This is a genomic window from Pseudomonas sp. M1 (assembly GCF_022760135.1).
Taxonomy (GTDB): domain Bacteria; phylum Pseudomonadota; class Gammaproteobacteria; order Pseudomonadales; family Pseudomonadaceae; genus Pseudomonas; species Pseudomonas citronellolis.
In genome coordinates this window covers 4243458-4262310 of the sequence record NZ_CP094343.1, presented here as the reverse complement: position 1 = coordinate 4262310, position 18853 = coordinate 4243458, and the positions used below count along the sequence as shown (strand labels likewise).

Genomic DNA, 18853 nt, shown 5'->3' with positions numbered 1-18853 from the left:
GCGCAGTAGATACCGAATTTAAGGAAACACACAGAATGGCTATCGAAATCAAAGCCCCAACCTTCCCGGAATCGGTTGCCGACGGCACCGTCGCCACCTGGCACAAGAAGGTCGGTGAAGCCGTCAAGCGTGACGAACTGATCGTCGACATCGAGACCGACAAGGTGGTCATCGAGGTGCTGGCCGAGGCCGACGGCGTACTGGCCGAGATCGTCAAGAACGAAGGCGACACCGTCCTCTCCAACGAACTGCTCGGCAAGCTGAGCGAAGGCGGCGCCGCTGCCGCCGCTCCGGCCCCGGCCGCCGCCGCTCCGGCTGCTGCCCCGGCTGCCGCTGCCGCTCCGGCCGCCGCCGGCGAAGACGCCATCCTCTCGCCGGCCGCGCGCAAGCTGGCCGAAGAGAACGGCATCGACCCGAACAGCATCGCCGGCACCGGCAAGGGCGGTCGCGTGACCAAGGAAGACGTGGTTGCCGCCGTCGAGGCCAAGAAGAACGCCCCGGCAGCCGCTCCGGCCGCCGCCAAGCCGGCCGCTCCGGCCGCCGAGGCCCCGGTGTTCGCCGCCGGCGACCGCGTCGAGAAGCGCGTGCCGATGACCCGCCTGCGCGCCAAGGTCGCCGAGCGCCTGGTCGAAGCCCAGTCCTCCATGGCCATGCTGACTACCTTCAACGAAGTCAACATGAAGCCGATCATGGACCTGCGCAACAAGTACAAGGACCTGTTCGAGAAGAAGCACAACGGCGTGCGCCTGGGCTTCATGTCCTTCTTCGTCAAGGCCGCCACCGAAGCCCTGAAGCGCTTCCCCGGCGTCAACGCCTCGATCGACGGCAACGACATCGTCTACCACGGCTACCAGGACATCGGTGTCGCCGTGTCCAGCGACCGCGGCCTGGTGGTACCGGTACTGCGCAACGCCGAGTTCATGAGCCTGGCCGAGATCGAGAACGGCATCGCCACCTTCGGCAAGAAGGCCAAGGACGGCAAGCTGTCCATCGAAGACATGACCGGTGGTACTTTCACCATTTCCAACGGTGGCGTATTTGGTTCCCTCTTGTCGACTCCGATCGTCAACCCGCCGCAGACCGCCATCCTCGGCATGCACAAGATCCAGGAACGCCCGATGGCCGTTAACGGCCAGGTGGTGATCCTGCCGATGATGTACCTGGCGCTGTCCTACGACCACCGCATGATCGACGGCAAGGAAGCGGTGAGCTTCCTGGTCGCCATGAAGGACCTGCTGGAAGACCCGGCTCGTCTGCTGCTGGACGTCTGATTCGTCATTTCACCTGACGGCCCCGTACTACACGACGGCCCCGCGAGGGGCCGTCCGCTTCACCGGAATAAGGATTGAGATATGAGCCAGAAATTCGACGTGGTTGTGATTGGTGCCGGCCCCGGCGGCTACGTGGCTGCCATCCGTGCCGCCCAGCTCGGCCTGAAGACCGCCTGCATCGAGAAGTACATCGGCAAGGAGGGCAAGGTCGCCCTCGGCGGTACCTGCCTGAACGTAGGCTGCATTCCGTCCAAGGCGCTGCTGGACAGCTCCTACAAGTACCACGAGGCCAAGGAAGCCTTCGCCGTCCATGGTATCGAAGCCAAGGGCGTCACCATCGACGTACCGGCCATGGTCGCGCGCAAGGCCAACATCGTTAAGAACCTGACCGGCGGCATCGCCACCCTGTTCAAGGCCAACGGCGTCACCTCCTTCGAAGGCCACGGCAAGGTGCTGGCCAACAAGCAGGTCGAAATCACCGGCCTGGACGGCAAGGTGCAGGTCCTGGAAGCCGAGAACATCATCATCGCTTCCGGTTCCAAGCCGGTCGAGATCCCGCCGGCTCCGCTGACCGACGACATCATCGTCGACTCCACCGGCGCCCTGGAATTCCAGGCCGTGCCGAAGAAGCTGGGCGTGATCGGCGCCGGCGTCATCGGCCTGGAGCTGGGTTCGGTCTGGGCCCGCCTGGGTGCCGAAGTCACCGTCCTGGAAGCCCTGGACAAGTTCCTCCCGGCCGCCGACGAGCAGATCGCCAAGGAAGCCCTGAAGGTCCTGACCAAGCAAGGCCTGAACATCCGCCTGGGCGCCCGCGTCACCGGCACCGAGGTGAAGAAGAAGCAGGTCACCGTGACCTTCACCGACGCCAATGGCGAGCAGAAGGAAACCTTCGACAAGCTGATCGTGGCCGTGGGCCGTCGCCCGGTGACCACCGACCTGCTGGCCGCCGACAGCGGCGTGACCCTCGACGAGCGTGGCTTCATCTTCGTCGACGACCAGTGCAAGACCAGCGTTCCGGGCGTGTTCGCCATCGGTGACGTGGTCCGCGGCGCCATGCTGGCGCACAAGGCCTCGGAAGAGGGCGTGATGGTCGCCGAGCGCATCGCCGGCCACAAGGCGCAGATGAACTACGACCTGATCCCGTCGGTCATCTACACCCACCCGGAAATCGCCTGGGTCGGCAAGACCGAGCAGCAGCTCAAGGGCGAAGGCGTCGAAGTCAACGTCGGCACCTTCCCGTTCGCCGCCAGCGGCCGCGCCATGGCTGCCAACGACACCACCGGCCTGGTCAAGGTCATCGCCGATGCCAAGACCGACCGCGTCCTGGGCGTCCACGTGATCGGCCCGAGCGCCGCCGAGCTGGTCCAGCAGGGCGCGATCGCCATGGAATTCGGCACCAGCGCCGAAGACCTGGGCATGATGGTCTTCTCCCACCCGACTCTGTCCGAGGCGCTGCACGAAGCGGCCCTGGCGGTGAATGGCCACGCCATCCACATCGCCAACCGCAAGAAGCGCTGAGGCGGTAGGACCACGGCGGGGCAGGGCGGCAGTCATTCGCGAGGGGCTGTCGTGACCACCCCGCCGGATTCCCGCGCCGCGGCGCGGGAATCACAGGTGGTGCGGCGCCACGAGCGCTGCGCCGAATGCGCAATACCCAAGACGAAAAACGGTAGACAAGCATGAATCTCCACGAGTATCAGGGTAAGCAGCTGTTCGCTGAGTACGGCCTGCCCGTATCCAAGGGCTTCGCCGTCGACACACCCGAAGAGGCCGCAGAAGCCTGTGAGAAAATCGGTGGCACCGAGTGGGTCGTGAAAGCCCAGGTGCACGCCGGTGGCCGCGGCAAGGCGGGCGGTGTGAAGCTGGTCAAGAGCAAGGAGGACGCCAAGGCGTTCGCCGCCAACTGGCTGGGCAAGCGTCTGGTGACCTACCAGACCGACGCCAATGGCCAGCCGGTCAGCAAGATCCTGGTGGAATCCTGCACCGACATCGACAAGGAGCTGTACCTCGGCGCCGTCGTCGACCGTTCCAGCCGCCGTATCGTCTTCATGGCCTCCACCGAAGGTGGCGTGGACATCGAGAAGGTCGCCCACGACACTCCCGAGAAGATCCTCAAGGCCACCATCGACCCGCTGGTCGGCGCCCAGCCGTTCCAGGGCCGCGAGCTGGCCTTCCAGCTGGGCCTGAAAGGCGACCAGATCAAGCAGTTCGTGCACATCTTCGTCGGCCTGGCCAAGCTGTTCCAGGACTACGACCTGGCCCTGCTCGAAGTCAACCCGCTGGTGATCAAGAAAGACGGCAACCTGCACTGCCTGGACGCCAAGATCAACATCGACTCCAACGCCCTGTACCGTCAGCCCAAGCTGCGCGCCATGCACGACCCGTCCCAGGACGACGCCCGTGAAGCCCATGCGCAGAAGTGGGAGCTGAACTACGTCGCGCTGGAAGGCAACATCGGCTGCATGGTCAACGGCGCCGGCCTGGCCATGGGCACCATGGACATCGTCAACCTGCACGGCGGCAAGCCGGCCAACTTCCTCGACGTTGGCGGCGGCGCGACCAAAGAGCGCGTGACCGAAGCGTTCAAGATCATCCTCTCCGACAGCAACGTCGCTGCCGTACTGGTGAACATCTTCGGCGGCATCGTCCGCTGCGACATGATCGCCGAAGGCATCATCGGTGCCGTTAAAGAAGTCGGCGTGAAGGTTCCGGTTGTCGTCCGTCTGGAAGGCAACAACGCCGAACTCGGCGCCAAGGTACTGGCCGAAAGCGGTCTGAACATCATCGCGGCGACCAGCCTGACCGACGCTGCCCAGCAAGTCGTCAAGGCCGCGGAGGGTAAGTAATGAGCATCCTGATCAACAAAGACACCAAGGTCATCTGCCAGGGCTTCACCGGCTCGCAGGGCACCTTCCACAGCGAACAGGCCATCGCCTACGGCACCAAGATGGTCGGCGGCGTGACCCCCGGCAAGGGCGGCACCACCCACCTGGGCCTGCCGGTGTTCGACACCGTCAAGCAAGCCGTCGAAGCCACCGGCGCCGAAGCCTCGGTGATCTACGTTCCGGCTCCGTTCTGCAAGGACTCGATCCTGGAAGCCGCCTTCGGTGGCATCAAGCTGATCGTCTGCATCACCGAAGGCATCCCGACCCTCGACATGCTGGACGCCAAGGTCAAGTGCGACGAGCTGGGCGTGCGCCTGATCGGCCCGAACTGCCCGGGCGTGATCACCCCCGGCGAGTGCAAGATCGGCATCATGCCCGGTCACATCCACCTGCCGGGCAAAGTGGGCATCGTGTCGCGTTCCGGCACCCTGACCTACGAAGCCGTGAAGCAGACCACCGACGCCGGCTTCGGCCAGTCCACCTGCGTGGGCATCGGTGGCGACCCGATCCCGGGCTCCAACTTCATCGACATCCTGAAGCTGTTCCAGGAAGACCCGAAAACCGAAGCCATCGTCATGATCGGCGAGATCGGTGGTTCGGCTGAAGAAGAAGCCGCTGCCTACATCAAGGCCAACGTGACCAAGCCGGTGGTGTCCTACATCGCTGGCGTCACCGCACCGCCCGGCAAGCGCATGGGCCACGCCGGCGCCATCATCTCCGGTGGCAAGGGCACCGCGGACGAGAAGTTCGCCGCCCTGCAGGACGCCGGTGTGAAGACCGTGCGTTCCCTGGCCGACATCGGCAAGGCCCTGGCCGAGCTGACCGGCTGGGCGACCAAGTAAGCGTTTCGCTTATTGCTCGTCGCGAGAGGCCACCTTCGGGTGGCCTCTTGTTTTGGCGAGGCGTCGCAAGAAGTGTCGTTCAGGCGACACGCCCTTTCATCCCGCCGACGAGCTGACATACGTCAGTACAGTTCATCGGGATAGATCGTTAGGCTAGCAACTATCCCCAGCACTGCGTTCCCCACAAGGGAAGGCGTGCTAACCGCCAACTCCTACCCGGAGCGGCGGCTATTCCGGACCGTCATGGATGGCGGGACAACCAGAATGCAGGAGCAAAGGGGCCACGAGCCCATGGAAAACCTCTGCTATCGGACTTCCAAGAACAATCTCCCGTGCAGGTATGAACGCAGGCATCCCCGATGCGGCTGCGCCGTGCCCGTTCGGCTGTTGTGCCTTGGGAGGCCACGAAACCCGTTTAAGCACTGTGGTATTCCCCTAAATGAACGTCTTGAAAGGCCAGGACATCCTGGCGCTCGGCTTTATGACCTTCGCCCTGTTCGTCGGGGCCGGCAACATCATCTTCCCGCCCATCGTCGGCCTGCACTCCGGTCCGCACGTATGGATGGCAGCCCTCGGCTTCCTGATCACCGCGGTCGGCCTGCCGGTCATCACCGTGGTCGCCCTGGCCAAGGTCGGCGGCGCCATGGACACCCTGAGCCACCCCATCGGGCGCGTCGCCGGCGGCCTGCTGGCGGCGGTTTGCTACCTCTCCGTGGGCCCGCTGTTCGCCACCCCGCGCACCGCCACCGTGTCCTTCGAAGTCGGCCTGGCGCCGCTCACCGGCGACGGCCCGCTGCCGCTGTTCCTCTACAGCCTGGTGTACTTCGCCATCGTCCTGGTGATTTCCCTGTACCCCGGCAAGCTGCTGGACACCGTGGGCCGCTTCCTCGCCCCGCTGAAGATCATCGCCCTGGCCGCGCTGGGCATCGCCGCCTTCATGCTGCCGGCCGGGACCATCGGCCAGGCCGAACCGAGCTACGAGCACGCGGCCTTCTCCCAGGGCTTCATCAACGGCTACCTGACCATGGACACCCTGGGCGCCCTGGTCTTCGGCATCGTCATCGTCAACGCCATCCGCTCCCGCGGCGTGCAGTCGCCGCGCCTGATCACTCGCTACGCGGTGATCGCCGGGCTGATCGCCGGGGTAGGCCTGGCGCTGGTGTACATCAGCCTGTTCCGCCTGGGCTCGGGCAGCCACGACATCGCCGCCGGCGCAACCAACGGCGCGGCCGTGCTGCACGCCTATGTGCAGCACACCTTCGGCTCCCTGGGCAGCGGCTTCCTCGCCGTGCTCATCGCCCTGGCCTGCCTGGTCACCGCCGTGGGCCTGACCTGCGCCTGCGCCGAATACTTCTGCCGCATCCTGCCGCTGTCCTACCGCAGCCTGGTGGTGATCCTGGCCGGCTTCTCGCTGCTGGTGTCCAACCTCGGCCTGACCAAGCTGATCCAGTTCTCGGTGCCGGTGCTGACCGCCATCTACCCGCCGTGCATCGTGCTGGTGGCGCTGAGCTTCTGCGCCGGCCTGTGGAAGTCGCAGACACGCATAGTCGCGCCGGTGATGGCGGTGTCGCTGGCGTTCGGCATGGTCGACGCGCTCAAGGGCGCCGGCTTCGCCGTGCCGGAATGGCTGGCTCATCTGCCGCTGTCCGAGCAGGGCCTGGCCTGGCTGATCCCCTCGGTGGCCATGCTCGCCGTGATGGTGGTGATCGATCGTCTGCTCGGCGAACCGAGCGAAGCCGTGGCCTGACCGGGCCCGCTGCAATGAGAAAGGCCGCCCACGAGGCGGCCTTTTTCGTTGCGCTGTCTTGCCGACGCGCCGAGGTGCTTTTGCTTGCTCGCGAATGGGAGTCGTCGGTGGCTACAGCGTTGGGTGTAAGAGCGCCCTCTCCCCAACCCTCTCCCGCAAGCGGGAGAGGGGGCTGTCCGGCGTGGGTGGTGAGTCCGGAGTCATCCGGATGCTCCCCAACCACGCGAACACGGGAACGTAGGGCGTATAACCGTTCGCGGTTATACGCCGTTGGACGTGCCTCTCAGATGTACTCCACCGAGAACTCCAGCTTCGCCGTGACGCGGCCGCTTACGGTGCCCGTGGTCCCGGCGCGGTAGTAGTGGGCGTGGTAGTCGAAGGTCATGACCGAGTCGGCCACCTGCGGGGAGTTGTTTTCGTTGGTCATCAGGTCGATGGTGGCGTAGGTGCCGTTGCGCAGCTGGATTTCGATGTCCGAGTTGCCGTCGCCGCTCTGGTTCCGGAGGTTGCCGGTCGCGGGGTTCACCCCGGTGGAGGCGAACTTGGGGCGGACCCAGGCCGGCGCGCCGCTTTCACCGCAGCCGGTGAGGGTGATGGTGAATGGCGTGTCGCCGGCGAAATCCCCGGCGTTCTGCAGCTTTTCCCAGCCGACCGGCTTCAAGGTCACGGCGCCATGTTCGCCCTGGCCGTTGACGGCGACGGCGCAGGTGGAAGGGGTGATGTATCCGTCGAAGCCCACCGAGCCTGCGGCGGCTTGGGCGTTGCTGGCCAGTAGGGTTGTGGACAGGGCGAAGGCAAAGGCAATTGTTTTCATTTTGGTCCAACTACAAGTGAGGGATGTCGGGTTTGTGCGCTTGCTCACGACTCACTGGGCGATCTGCACAGATGCGCCGGCAATGCCGTGATGGCCGCCGCGATTCTAGGACAGGGCTTTTGAGGGAAAGGCTCGTTTGCTTGTAGGAATTGCCTTCGGTTTGGGGCGGTCAAATGTCCCGATGGGGGAGGTGACGCAGCTTCGTGTCTTCCCGCCGACATCCGGCGTCTATCTGCCGCGTTCTCCCTCAATCACCCGATCAACAGGCCCGGCCCGCCGACAGGGCCCGCCAAGGAAGCCCATGACCGACGTCGTCGACCTCTTCGATATCCAGTACCTGTGGAACCTGCTGGCCATGCTCTGGTTCGCCTTCTGCTGGGTCGGCTATGCCCGCTACGCCAGCCACAGGGCCCGCGACACCGCGTGCCTGGCCAGCGTGCTGCACCTCTACCGCAAGGACTGGATGCGCCGCCTGCTGCTGCGCGACAACCGCGTGGCCGATGCCAGCGTGATCGGCAACCTGGAGCGCAACGCCTCGTTCTTCGCCTCCAGCACCCTGATCATCCTGGCCGGCATCCTCACCCTGCTGGGCTCGGCCGAGCGCACCGTGTCGGTGCTGGCCGACCTGCCTTTCGTGGCCTCGCCGACCCGCGGGCTGTCGGAGTTGAAGCTGCTGTGCCTGGCAGTGGTGTTCGTGTATGCCTTCTTCACCTTCAGCTGGTGCATGCGCCAGTACAACTTCGCCGCGGTGCTGGTGGGCTCGGCGCCGATGATCGGCGAGCGCCACGTCGGCGAGCAGGAGCGCAACGCCTTCGCCGAGCGCGCCGCGCGGGTGGTGTCCATGGCCGCGCACCAGTTCAACCAGGGCCTGCGTTCCTACTACTTCGGCCTGGCCATGCTGGCCTGGTTCATCAACCCGTGGATCTTCATGCTGGTCACCGCCGGGGTGGTCGGGGTGCTGTACCAGCGCGAGTTCCACTCCGACGTGCTCAAGGTGATGGTGTTCACCCCCACGCCCCACGCGGAGCCGGCGAAAGAGCCGGAGTGAAGAAACGACAAGGCCCGCGAATGCGGGCCTTGTGCGTTGTACGGGGAGCGGGCGGTTACTTCTGCTCCTCGTTGGACGGCGCCGGCGCGGTGTCCGGAGCCGGGGTGGTCGGCGCCGGAGCGGCTTCGTTGGCCGGCGGCGTGGTCGGCGCGGGGGTCGCCGGCTGCTCGGTGCTCGGCGCGGCCGGCGGGGCCTTGGGCTCTTCTTTCTTGTCGCAACCGGCCAGAGTCAGGCCTGCAACCAGCATCAGAGCGAAGGGAAGGGTTTTTTTCATCGTGGAGCCTCCATGTGCGGCGTTCCTGGTGTTAGCCCTTTGAGCTGAGGCCCGCCTCAGAAGTTCAACGCAAGTTTGCGCCGACGCTACGATTATTCACTGCAGGGCCCGTTGGCGGCGGAGTATCATGCGCTTTCGAGCAGCCCGGGGCCCCGATCCGCATGAGTGAAATGTCCATTCTAGAGCGTGCGCAGCGCTTCCTCGCCGTCCTGCGCCATTGCCAGGTGCTGGGCATCGCGGCCCATGCCGCGGACGAAAAGGGTTTGACCCTGCGCCTGCCTTATAGCGAAGCGATCGTTGGCAATCCGGAAACCGGCGTGATCCACGGCGGCGCCATCACCACCCTGATGGACACCACCTGCGGCATCTCCACCATCTGCGTGCTGCCGCAGTTCGAGATCTGCCCGACCCTCGACCTGCGCATCGACTACATGCACCCGGCCGAGCCGCACAAGGACATCTTCGGTTTCGCCGAGTGCTACCGGGTGACGCCCACCGTCATCTTCACCCGCGGCATCGCCTACCAGGACGACCCCGAGCAGCCCATCGCCCACGTGGTCGGCACCTTCATGCGCCTGGGCAAGGGCGCCACCGGCGCTACGGTGGGCGCCAAGGGGGAGGGCGCATGAGCACGCCGGACATCGAGCAGCTGCTGCGGCAGATGCACCAGGACAACGACTTCAGCCCGCTGCTGGAGATGATCCCCTACGCCCGGCTGATCGGTATCCGCTGCCTGCGCCTGGGCGAGGAGGTGATCTTCCACCTGCCGGCCAGCCGCGACAACATCGGCAACCCGACGTTGCCGGCGCTGCACGGCGGGGTGATCGCCGGCTTCATGGAGCACGCGGCCATGCTGCACCTGCTGATGCTCATGGGTGTGCCGCACCTGCCGAAGATCATCGACTTCTCCGTCGACTACCTGCGCGCCGGGCACTTCCGCGACACCTACGCCCAGTGCCAGGTGTGGCGCCAGGGCCGGCGCGTGGCCAACGTCGCCATCACCGCCTGGCAGACCAGCCGCGCCGAGCCGATCGCCACCGCGCGGGCGCATTTCAAGGTCGACGGCGCCTGAGGCCGGGGGCGCGATGGACACGCTGCTGATCCTCGGCGGGCTGCTGCTGATCCTGGCCGGCTACGCCTGGCTGGTCATGCTGGCGTTCGCGCGCGGCCCGCTGTGGGGCCTGGCCTGCCTGCTGCCGCCCCTGGCGCCGGTGTTCCTGGCGCGGCACTGGGGCTTCGCGCGCAAGGCGCTGTTCCTCGGCGCCCTGGGCTGCATTCCCCTGGTCGTCGGCCTGGCCATGCTCGCCAGCCGCGACAGCGCGCGGCTGGAGGCCATTCTCAGCCTGCAGTGGCTGCGCAGCGAGCCCGTGGCGGCGCCGGAGCTGGACATCGCCCTGCGCGGCGAACTCGATGGCCAGGCCTTCGCGCCGCAGCAGGCGGAGCTGATCGACGGCGTGCTCAGCCTGCGCGAGGGCCAGGACTTCTATGCCCACCGCGAGGTGCGCATCCGCCTGGCCGCCCAGCCGCACGGGCCGCTGCGCCTGGACGTGCTGCCGGACGACCGCGGGCCGCGGCCCGTGGTAGAGGTCAGTTGGCTGGCGCCGGGCGCCGACCTGCCCGAGGCCGTGCGCCTGGAACGCGGCTACAGCCTGCACCTGGACCTGCGGCCCGAGGCGCCCAACCGCCTGCGCGGCGACTTCCACCTGGTGCTGCCGACGCAGTACCGCACCACCCTCAGCGGCCGCATCGAGCTGTACACCGACCGCCTGCGCTACCGCGACGGCCAGGTGGACACCCGTTTCGACTCCGCCGACACCCTGGCCTACGTCCTGCGCGACTACCTGCAGCGGCGCTTCCCGGGCCGCCAGCTGGAATTGCCCGCATCGCGCCTGGAGCCTCTGGGCTCGATCATGCAGGTGCCGCTGGACTTCCGCCTGGACGGCGAAGCGCAACACCTGGACCTGGAGCTTGCGCGCAGCGCCAACCGCGGCTGGGCGGTGCGCGGCGACCGCTACCCGAAGCTGGCGCCGCGCGCCGAGGCCAGCGCCCCGGCGGCCGAACCCGGGCCCGCCGCGCCGCAGCCCGGCAGCGCGACGCGGCCGCTGAGCCTGGAGCGCCTGCAGGCCGAGCCGCAACGCTACGTCAACCGCGGCATGCGCGTGACCACCGAGCGCGGGCGCGTGGCCGAAGGCGTGTTCACCGGCCTGGACGCGAACGGCCGGGTGGTCATCCGCCACCTGCTCACCGGCGCCGGCCAGGCCAGCTACAGCCTGCGGCCTGCGGAGATCAGCGCCATCGAACTCCTGCCGCAATGACGTTCGTCGCGGCAAGCCCTTGAAAAGCTTCAGGAAGCCCCCATCTCGCTGACATCCGCCGCCCGATGCGGCTTTTGTCATCCTCGGAGCGAGAAACGATGAGCGTGGAGACTCAAAAAGAGACACTGGGCTTTCAGACCGAAGTGAAGCAACTGCTTCACCTGATGATCCATTCCCTGTATTCGAATAAGGAAATCTTCCTCCGCGAACTGATTTCCAACGCCTCCGACGCGGCCGACAAGCTGCGTTTCGAGGCCCTGGCCAAGCCCGAGCTGCTCGAAGGCGGCGCCGAGCTGAAGATCCGCGTCAGCTTCGACAAGGACGCCAGGACCGTCACCCTCGAAGACAACGGCATCGGCATGAGCCGCGAGGAAGTGATCGCGCACCTGGGCACCATCGCCAAGTCCGGCACCGCCGACTTCCTGAAGAACCTCTCGGGCGACCAGAAGAAGGACTCGCACCTGATCGGCCAGTTCGGCGTGGGCTTCTACAGCGCCTTCATCGTCGCCGACAAGGTCGACGTCTTCACCCGCCGCGCCGGCGCCCCGGCCAGCGAGGGCGTGCACTGGTCGTCCAAGGGCGAGGGCGAGTTCGAAGTCGCCACCATCGACAAGCCCGAGCGCGGCACCCGCATCGTCCTGCACCTGAAGAGCGGTGAGGAAGAGTTCGCCGACGGCTGGCGCCTGCGCAACATCATCAAGAAATACTCCGACCACATCGCCCTGCCCATCGAGCTGCCGAAGGAATTCCACGGCGAAGAGAAGGACAAGCCGGCCGAGCCGGAATGGGAAGTGGTCAACCGCGCCAGCGCCCTGTGGACCCGTCCGCGCACCGAGATCAAGGACGAGGAATACCAGGAGTTCTACAAGCACACCGCCCACGACTTCGAGAACCCGCTGACCTGGAGCCACAACAAGGTCGAAGGCAAGCTGGAGTACACCTCGCTGCTCTACGTGCCCGGCCGCGCGCCCTTCGACCTGTACCACCGCGAGGCCCCGCGCGGGCTGAAGCTGTACGTGCAGCGCGTGTTCATCATGGACCAGGCCGAGCAGTTCCTGCCGCTGTACCTGCGCTTCATCAAGGGCGTGGTGGACTCCAACGACCTGTCGCTGAACGTCTCCCGCGAGATCCTCCAGTCCGGCCCGGTGATCGACTCGATGAAGTCGGCGCTGACCAAGCGCGTGCTGGACATGCTGGAGAAACTGGCGAGCAGCGACGCCGAGGCCTACAAGGGCTTCTGGAAGAACTTCGGCCAGGTCCTCAAGGAAGGCCCGGCGGAAGACTTCGCCAACAAGGAGAAGATCGCGGGCCTGCTGCGCTTCGCCTCCACCCACGACGACTCCGGCGAGCAGAGCGTGTCCCTGGCCGACTACATCGGCCGCATGAAGGAAGGCCAGGACAAGATCTACTACCTCACCGGCGAGAGCTACGCGCAGGTGAAGAACAGCCCGCACCTGGAAGTCTTCCGCAAGAAGGGCATCGAGGTGCTGCTGCTCACCGACCGCATCGACGAGTGGCTGATGAGCTACCTGCCGAGCTTCGACGGCAAGGACTTCGTCGACGTCGCCCGCGGCGACCTGGACCTGGGCAAGCTGGACTCCGAGGAGGACAAGAAGGCCCAGGAGGAAGTGGCCAAGGCGAAGGAAGGCCTGGTGGAGCGCCTGAAGGCCGCCCTCGGCGAGGAAGTCGCCGAAGTGCGCGTGTCGCACCGCCTGACCGACTCGCCGGCGATCCTCGCCATCGGCGAGGCCGACCTCGGCCTGCAGATGCGCCAGATCCTCGAGGCCAGCGGGCAGAAGGTGCCGGAATCGAAGCCGATCTTCGAGTTCAACCCGGCCCACCCGCTGATCGAGAAGCTCGACGCGGAGCCGGACGAGGACCGCTTCGGCGAACTGGCGCACATCCTCTTCGACCAGGCCGCCCTGGCCGCCGGCGACAGCCTCAAGGACCCGGCCGCCTACGTGCGTCGCCTGAACAAGCTGCTGGTGGAACTTTCCGCCTGAGCCGGTAACCTCACACAAAGCCCGCCTTAAGCGGGCTTTGTGCTTTTCCTACTCCCACTGAAGGAAGTCACCCCATGAGTCAGATCAGCGTCCAACCCGTCGCTTATGAAGTCGACGGCGTGTCCTTCGAAGGTCAACTGGTGTTCGACGCTTCCAGCACCGTGCAGCGCCCCGGCCTGCTGATGGCGCCGAACTGGATGGGCGTCGGCCAGGGCGCGCTGGACATCGCCCGCCAGGTCGCCGGCCACGGCTACGTGGTGCTGGTGGCCGACCTCTACGGCAAGGACGTGCGCCCCAATGGCCCGGAACAGGCCGGCGCCGCCATGATGCCGCTGAAGAACGACCGCGCCGCCCTGCGCCGCCGCATGCAGGGAGCCTTCAAGGCACTCCAGGCCCAGGCCGGCAAGGCGCCGATCGATGGTGCCAGGCTGGCCGCCTTCGGCTTCTGCTTCGGTGGCTGCTGCGCCCTGGACCTGGCCCGCGACGGCGCGCCGCTGGCCGCGGCGGTGTCCTTCCACGGCACCCTGGATTCGCCCAACCCGGCGGATGCGAAGAACATCAAGGGTTCGGTGCTGGTCCTCGACGGCGCCATCGACCCGCTGGTGCCGCGCGAGCAGCTGCTCGACTTCGCCAAGGAAATGAACGACGCCGGCGTGGACTGGGCGCTGACCAGCTACGGTGGCGCCGCGCATTCCTTCACCGATCCGCAAGCCCAGATTCCGGGCAAGATGCAGTACGACGCCAAAGTGGCCCGCCGGGCGTTCCAGGCGATGTACGACCTGCTGGATGAGAAGTTCGGCGAGTAGAGCGGTTTCGTTCCGCCCTGCGAAAGCCCGGCATACCGGGGCGTCCGGTGTGGCCGGCGAATCCGATCGCGGACAAGGTCCGCTCCTGCGCCCGTGCTTCCCTGCGGACCGCACCGAGGCGCTCTTCGTAGGATGGGTTGAGCTTGCGAAACCCATGCGGTTGCGGTGATGGGTATCGCTTCGCTCAACACCATCCTACGAAGAGCCATGCTCGCTCATGCTGTAGGAGCGGACTCTGTCCGCGATTGCCCCCCTTCAGCGCACCCCCTCCACCCGCGTCACCCTGGCCTCATCCGCCCGATACCCCCGCGCGCCGAACCAGCAGATGTACAGGTAGCACACCAGCGGAATGGCGAAGGACTGCAACAGGCCGATATGGTCGGCAAAGAAGCCTTGCACCAGCGGCACCAGGGCGCCGCCGACGATGGCCATGCACAGCAGGCCCGAGCCCTTGCTGGTCAGCTTGCCCAGGCCTTCCAGGGCCAGGGAGAAGATGGTCGGGAACATGATCGAGTTGAACAGGCCGATGAGGATCAGCGCCCACATCGCCACATGGCCGCCCACGCCGATGGCCACCGCCAGCAGCACGGCGTTGGTCACCGCGTTGAAGGCCAGGATGCGGTTGGGGCGGATGCTGCGCATCAGCACGCTGCCGATGAAGCGGCCGACCATGGCGCCGCCCCAGTACAGCGAGAGGAACTTGCTGGCCTGCTCGCCGGGCAGGCCGGCGATGTCCGGTTGGCCCATCAGGCTGACCAGGTAGCTGCCGATGGCCACCTCGGCGCCGACGTAGGCGAAGATGCCGACCACCCCGTACACCAGGTGCCGATGGGCGAGCAGCGACTGCCGGCCGGCGGCCGCGCCGTCGCTGGGCTCGTCGTGGCTGATGCGCGGCAGGCGGAACAGGCCGATCAGCACGGCGATGGCGAACAGCAGGGCGGCCAGCACCAGGTAGGGCATCTTCACCGAGTCGGCCTCGGCGGCGGCGCTGCCCAGTTCGCTGGCCGCGCCCGCGCCAATGGCCAGGATGGTCACCGAGCCCACCAGCGGGCCGACGGTGGTGCCCAGGGAGTTGAAGGCCTGGGTCATGTTCAGCCGGCTGGCCGCCGACTGCGGGCTGCCGAGCACGTTGACGTAGGGGTTGGCCGCCACCTGCAGCAGGGTGATGCCCGAGGCCAGGATGAACAGCGCGGCGAGGAACGCCGGGTAGGACTGCGCGCCGGCCGCCGGCAGGAACAACAGGCATCCGACGCCGGCAGTGACCAGGCCGACGATGATCCCGCGCTTGTAGCCCAGGCGCTCCACCAGCCGCCCGGCCGGGAAGGACATGACGAAGTAGGCGGTGAAGAAGCTGAACTGCACCAGCGACGCCTGCACGTAGTTGAGGGTGAACACCGCCTTCAGGTGCGGCACCAGGATGTCGTTCAGCGAGGTGATCAGGCCCCACATGAAGAACAGCACGGTGAGCACCGTGAGTGCGCCGGTGTGACGATTCTGCTCTGGCATGGCAGCTCCAGGACGTGGAAGGAAAGGGGGGAGGGCCGCGGCTCAGCGCGGCAGCTCGATGCGCTCGCGCTCGCCGGGGACCGTCGGCCAGTCGCCGGCGGCCCAGCGCCGGCGGGCCTCGTCGATCAGCGCGGGGTCGCTGGCGACGAAGTTCCAGTTCATCCGCCGCGCGCCGTCCAGCGGCTCGCCGCCGATGAGCACCGCGCGGCAGTCGGCGCAGGCGCTTAGCACCGGGCTTTCGCCCTCGGGCAGGACCAGCAGCTGGCGCAGCGGCGCGGGGTCGTCGTCGAGCAGCGCCTCGCCTTCCAACAGATAGAGCGCCCTTTGCGGATGTTCAGGCGGCAGCGTCAGGGTGCTGCCGGCGACCATCTGGATGTCGGCGTACAGGGTCGGCGACAGCACCGGCACCGGCGAGACCAGGCAGAAGCCGCTGCCGGCGATCAGGCGGATGCGCACCCCCAGGCTCTCGCTCTGCGGCAGGCTGGCCAGCGGGTGATGGCTGTAGCTGGGCTCGCGGCCTTCCTCGGCCTGCGGCAGGGCCAGCCAGAGCTGCAGGCCGTGCAGGCGCGAGCCGTTTTCGCGCAGCGCCTGCGGGGTGCGCTCGACGTGGGCGGCGCCGCGTCCGGCGGTCATCCAGCTGACGTCGCCGGGCAGCACCAGTTGGTCCGAGCCCAGGCTGTCCTTGTGCTGCACCTGGCCTTCGAACAGGTAGGTGAGGGTGGACAGGCCGATGTGCGGGTGCTGGTTGATGTTCATGCCCTGGCCTGGTGCGAAGTCGGTGGCCAGCATGTGGTCGAAGAACACGAAGGGGCCGATGCTGCGGAACTGCGCGGAGGGCAGGGCGCGCAGGATGGGCATGCCCTCCACGTCGTCGGCGTGGGGGCGGATGGCGAAGGGGGCGGCGGTCATGGCGAGGCTTCCGGAAGGCTATGGCCAATAGGATAGCCGCTCGCCGCCGCAGCGCTGCGCCCGGGCGCGGGCCGCCTCGTTTCGTGCGCCGGCTGCCTGCCGCCGCCGGGCCGACGGTCAGATTTGTGAGTCGCAGTGGCGCGACCTGTCATTGCGGAGCCTTCGCTGCCTGAAGTCCAATCCGTCTGGATCGCGCTTTCGTGTGATGGGCGTTCATGCTTTCGGGTTGGCAAGTGGGGAAACAGTTTGTTACCTTGCTTGCACTATCGTGCCAGATTCCGCGTGCAGGGGATTCGCCAGAGGAGCCAGCGGGCGCCGGCAAGCGCCATCCGAGGAGTTGTACTGCTGAGCCGCGACCACGCAGGCCAGCAGCCGAGAAACGAATAACAACAGCGCCGGACGCAATGCCCGGGGCGATAAATCTTGGCCGTCATGGAGGTAATGCTTCGATGAACCGTCGTACGTGCATCGAAAGGGGTTGGGGCAACCCGTCGTTCTGGGCGCCCAGGCGCGCCGGCGCGCTCATGGGGCTGCTGCCGTTGCTGGTGGCGGGCAGTGTCCAGGCCGTCGAATTCAGCTTCGCCGACAACCAGGTCACCGGCTCCCTGGACAGCACCCTGTCCTATGGCGCCATGTGGCGCGTGCAGGGCCGCGGGACCGAGAACATAGACGACATCAACACCGACGACGGCAACCGCAACTTCGACAAAGGGCTGGTCTCCCAGGTGTTCAAGCTCACCTCGGACCTCTCGGCCAAGTACCGGAACTACGGCCTGTTCATGCGTGGCACCGCCTACTACGACACGCAGATCATGGACAAGCGCAACGACTACCTGAGCACCACCGACGGCGTCGAGCGCCCCAGCCAGTCCTACCCCGACGACGACCGCTTCACCCAGGACACCCGCCACATCGCCGGGCGCAAGGCCGAGCTGCTCGATGCCTACCTCTCCGGCGACTGGGACGTCGCCGAACACCCGGTCACCGGGCGCGTCGGCCGCCAGGTGCTGAACTGGGGCGAGAGCACCTTCTACCGCGGCGGCATCAACACCATCAACCCGGTGGACGCCTCGCGCTTCCACCTGCCGGGCTCGGAGCTCAAGGAAGTGCTGGTGCCGGTGGAGGCGCTGAGCTTCAACCTCGGGCTGACCGACAACCTGTCGATGGAAAGCTACTACCAGTGGAAGTGGAAGGAGACGCGCCTGGACCCGGTGGGCACCTATTTCGCCGACACCGACCTGTTCGCCGACGGCGGCGACGTCGCCTACACCACCGAAGACAGCCCGGAGTTCAAGCAGCTGCTGGCCGGCTACCCGCTGGTGGCCGGGCTCGGCCTGCTGGGCAACGGCCCGGCCGGCCCGAACGCCTATCTCAACCCCAACACCGGCACCTTCAAGGTCGCCAGCATCGGCAAGGACCTCGATGCCCGCGACAGCGGCGAATACGGCGTGGCCTTCCGCTATATCGCCGAGCAGCTCAACTCCACCGAGTTCGGCCTGTACTTCGTCAACTACCACGCCAAGGAACCCCAGGTGGCGGTGGACCTGCGCAGCTACCAGGGCGCCGACATCGCCGCCCTCAACGGCGTGCTCGGCCCGCTGGGCCTGGGCGAGGCGGTGCCCGGCCTGGCCACCCTGGACCTGGCCAGCAACGCCCAGGCGCGCCGCGACTACGTCGAAGACATCCGCATGTACGGCTTCAGCTTCAACACCACCCTCGGCGACGCCTCGGTGGCCGGCGAGCTGGCCTACCGGCCGAACATGCCGATCAGCATCGCGGCCACCAACGACCTGCTCGGCGACCTGCTGACCCAGGGCGTGCTCGGCCAGACCAACCTCTACGACGCCAACACCCCGGCCGACCAGGCCTGCGCGGCGGTGTCCGGCAAGCAGCTGTGCCGCGGCTCGCTGTTCCAGAACTACGAGCGCGCCGAGACCTACAACGCCTCGCTGACCGGCATCTACAACTTCGGCCCGCACATGACCTTCGACTCGGTGGTGGGCGTGGCCGAGGTGGCCGGCGAGTTCATCCGCGGCAGCAGCCTGGAGTACACCGCCTGGGACGGCAGCAAGCGCCGCTTCGTCGGCGCCCAGGACAAGTCCTATGTCGGCGGCTCCGACGACGGCGACCAGATCAGCCGCGACAGCTACGGCTACACCCTGCTGCTCAGCGGCACCTGGAACGACGTGTTCGCCGGCGTGAAGCTCAGCCCCTACGTGGTCTACCAGGACGACTTCAAGGGCAACTCCGACCGCACCGGCAACTTCATCGAAGGGCGCAAGGCCTACACCCTCGGCGCCGACGCCACCTACCTGAACACCTTCCAGGTGGGCATGCAGTACACCAACTACTACGGCGCCGGGGTGAACAACTCCATGCGTGACCGGGACAACGTCTCGATCAGCGCCAAGTACTCGTTCTGATCAGCCAGGT

16 protein-coding genes are annotated in these 18853 nt (G+C 66.7%); 12 read left to right on the top strand and 4 right to left on the bottom strand.

Annotation, left to right across the window (positions count from 1 at the left end):
• Nucleotides 1-35 precede the first annotated feature (35 nt).
• The 5 genes from odhB to brnQ all read left to right on the top strand — a co-directional run bounded on the left by odhB (nt 36) and on the right by brnQ (nt 6745).
• A complete protein-coding gene (odhB, locus tag PM1_RS18630; protein ID WP_009619379.1) occupies nt 36-1271 on the top strand; it encodes a 2-oxoglutarate dehydrogenase complex dihydrolipoyllysine-residue succinyltransferase in 1236 nt (411 codons plus the stop codon).
• A gap of 81 nt (nt 1272-1352) precedes the next feature.
• On the top strand, nt 1353-2789 hold the full coding sequence (lpdA, locus tag PM1_RS18625; protein ID WP_009619381.1) for a dihydrolipoyl dehydrogenase: 1437 nt from the start codon (nt 1353-1355) through the stop codon (nt 2787-2789).
• 161 nt (nt 2790-2950) lie between these two features.
• The gene (gene sucC / locus PM1_RS18620) at nt 2951-4117 is read left to right on the top strand and encodes an ADP-forming succinate--CoA ligase subunit beta (RefSeq protein ID WP_009619383.1); all 1167 of its coding nucleotides are present in this window, start codon (nt 2951-2953) and stop codon (nt 4115-4117) included.
• Nucleotides 4117-4998, top strand: a complete 882-nt coding sequence (gene sucD, locus PM1_RS18615; protein ID WP_009619384.1) for a succinate--CoA ligase subunit alpha — start codon at nt 4117-4119, stop codon at nt 4996-4998. The genes sucC and sucD overlap by 1 nt, the downstream gene beginning before the upstream one ends.
• Nucleotides 4999-5437: 439 nt before the next feature.
• The gene (gene brnQ / locus PM1_RS18610; protein WP_009619386.1) at nt 5438-6745 is read left to right on the top strand and encodes a branched-chain amino acid transport system II carrier protein; all 1308 of its coding nucleotides are present in this window, start codon (nt 5438-5440) and stop codon (nt 6743-6745) included.
• 283 nt (nt 6746-7028) lie between these two features.
• Here brnQ and PM1_RS18605 read toward each other — a convergent pair whose 3' ends face one another.
• A complete protein-coding gene (locus PM1_RS18605) occupies nt 7029-7559 on the bottom strand; it encodes a fimbrial protein (RefSeq protein ID WP_009619388.1) in 531 nt (176 codons plus the stop codon).
• A gap of 301 nt (nt 7560-7860) precedes the next feature.
• On the opposite strand from PM1_RS18605, the gene PM1_RS18600 reads away from it, so the two are divergent.
• Nucleotides 7861-8607 carry a DUF599 domain-containing protein gene (locus PM1_RS18600; protein ID WP_009619389.1) on the top strand — a complete coding sequence of 249 codons (747 nt, stop codon included), beginning with the start codon at nt 7861-7863 and terminating at the stop codon, nt 8605-8607.
• A 55-nt stretch (nt 8608-8662) separates the two neighbouring features.
• On the opposite strand, the gene PM1_RS18595 is transcribed toward PM1_RS18600, so the two are convergent.
• Nucleotides 8663-8881, bottom strand: coding sequence for a hypothetical protein (locus tag PM1_RS18595; protein WP_009619390.1), 219 nt, complete (start codon nt 8879-8881; stop codon nt 8663-8665).
• A gap of 161 nt (nt 8882-9042) precedes the next feature.
• Here PM1_RS18595 and PM1_RS18590 point away from each other — a divergent pair, with 161 nt between their 5' ends.
• From PM1_RS18590 to PM1_RS18570, 5 genes are all read left to right on the top strand, one after another.
• A complete protein-coding gene (locus PM1_RS18590) occupies nt 9043-9510 on the top strand; it encodes a PaaI family thioesterase (RefSeq protein WP_009619391.1) in 468 nt (155 codons plus the stop codon).
• Complete coding sequence (locus PM1_RS18585) at nt 9507-9953, top strand: PaaI family thioesterase (RefSeq protein WP_009619392.1); 447 nt, start codon at nt 9507-9509, stop codon at nt 9951-9953. Before PM1_RS18590 ends, PM1_RS18585 begins: the two co-directional genes overlap by 4 nt.
• 13 nt (nt 9954-9966) lie before the next feature.
• Nucleotides 9967-11196 carry a hypothetical protein gene (locus PM1_RS18580; protein ID WP_009619393.1) on the top strand — a complete coding sequence of 410 codons (1230 nt, stop codon included), beginning with the start codon at nt 9967-9969 and terminating at the stop codon, nt 11194-11196.
• Nucleotides 11197-11294: 98 nt separating this feature from the next.
• Nucleotides 11295-13199: a molecular chaperone HtpG gene (gene htpG / locus PM1_RS18575; RefSeq protein ID WP_009619394.1), complete on the top strand. Its 1905-nt coding sequence runs from the start codon at nt 11295-11297 to the stop codon at nt 13197-13199.
• 74 nt (nt 13200-13273) lie between these two features.
• Entirely contained in the window at nt 13274-14005 is a 732-nt protein-coding gene (locus tag PM1_RS18570; protein WP_009619395.1) for a dienelactone hydrolase family protein, read from the top strand.
• A 255-nt stretch (nt 14006-14260) separates the two neighbouring features.
• On the opposite strand, the gene PM1_RS18565 is transcribed toward PM1_RS18570, so the two are convergent.
• Both PM1_RS18565 and PM1_RS18560 read right to left on the bottom strand, forming a co-directional pair.
• The gene (locus PM1_RS18565; RefSeq protein ID WP_009619396.1) at nt 14261-15511 is read right to left on the bottom strand and encodes a sugar MFS transporter; all 1251 of its coding nucleotides are present in this window, start codon (nt 15509-15511) and stop codon (nt 14261-14263) included.
• Nucleotides 15512-15553: 42 nt separating this feature from the next.
• The gene (locus PM1_RS18560; RefSeq protein ID WP_009619397.1) at nt 15554-16420 is read right to left on the bottom strand and encodes a pirin family protein; all 867 of its coding nucleotides are present in this window, start codon (nt 16418-16420) and stop codon (nt 15554-15556) included.
• Nucleotides 16421-16869: 449 nt separating this feature from the next.
• On the opposite strand from PM1_RS18560, the gene PM1_RS18555 reads away from it, so the two are divergent.
• Nucleotides 16870-18843: a DUF1302 domain-containing protein gene (locus tag PM1_RS18555; protein ID WP_009619398.1), complete on the top strand. Its 1974-nt coding sequence runs from the start codon at nt 16870-16872 to the stop codon at nt 18841-18843.
• Nucleotides 18844-18853: the final 10 nt, after the last annotated feature.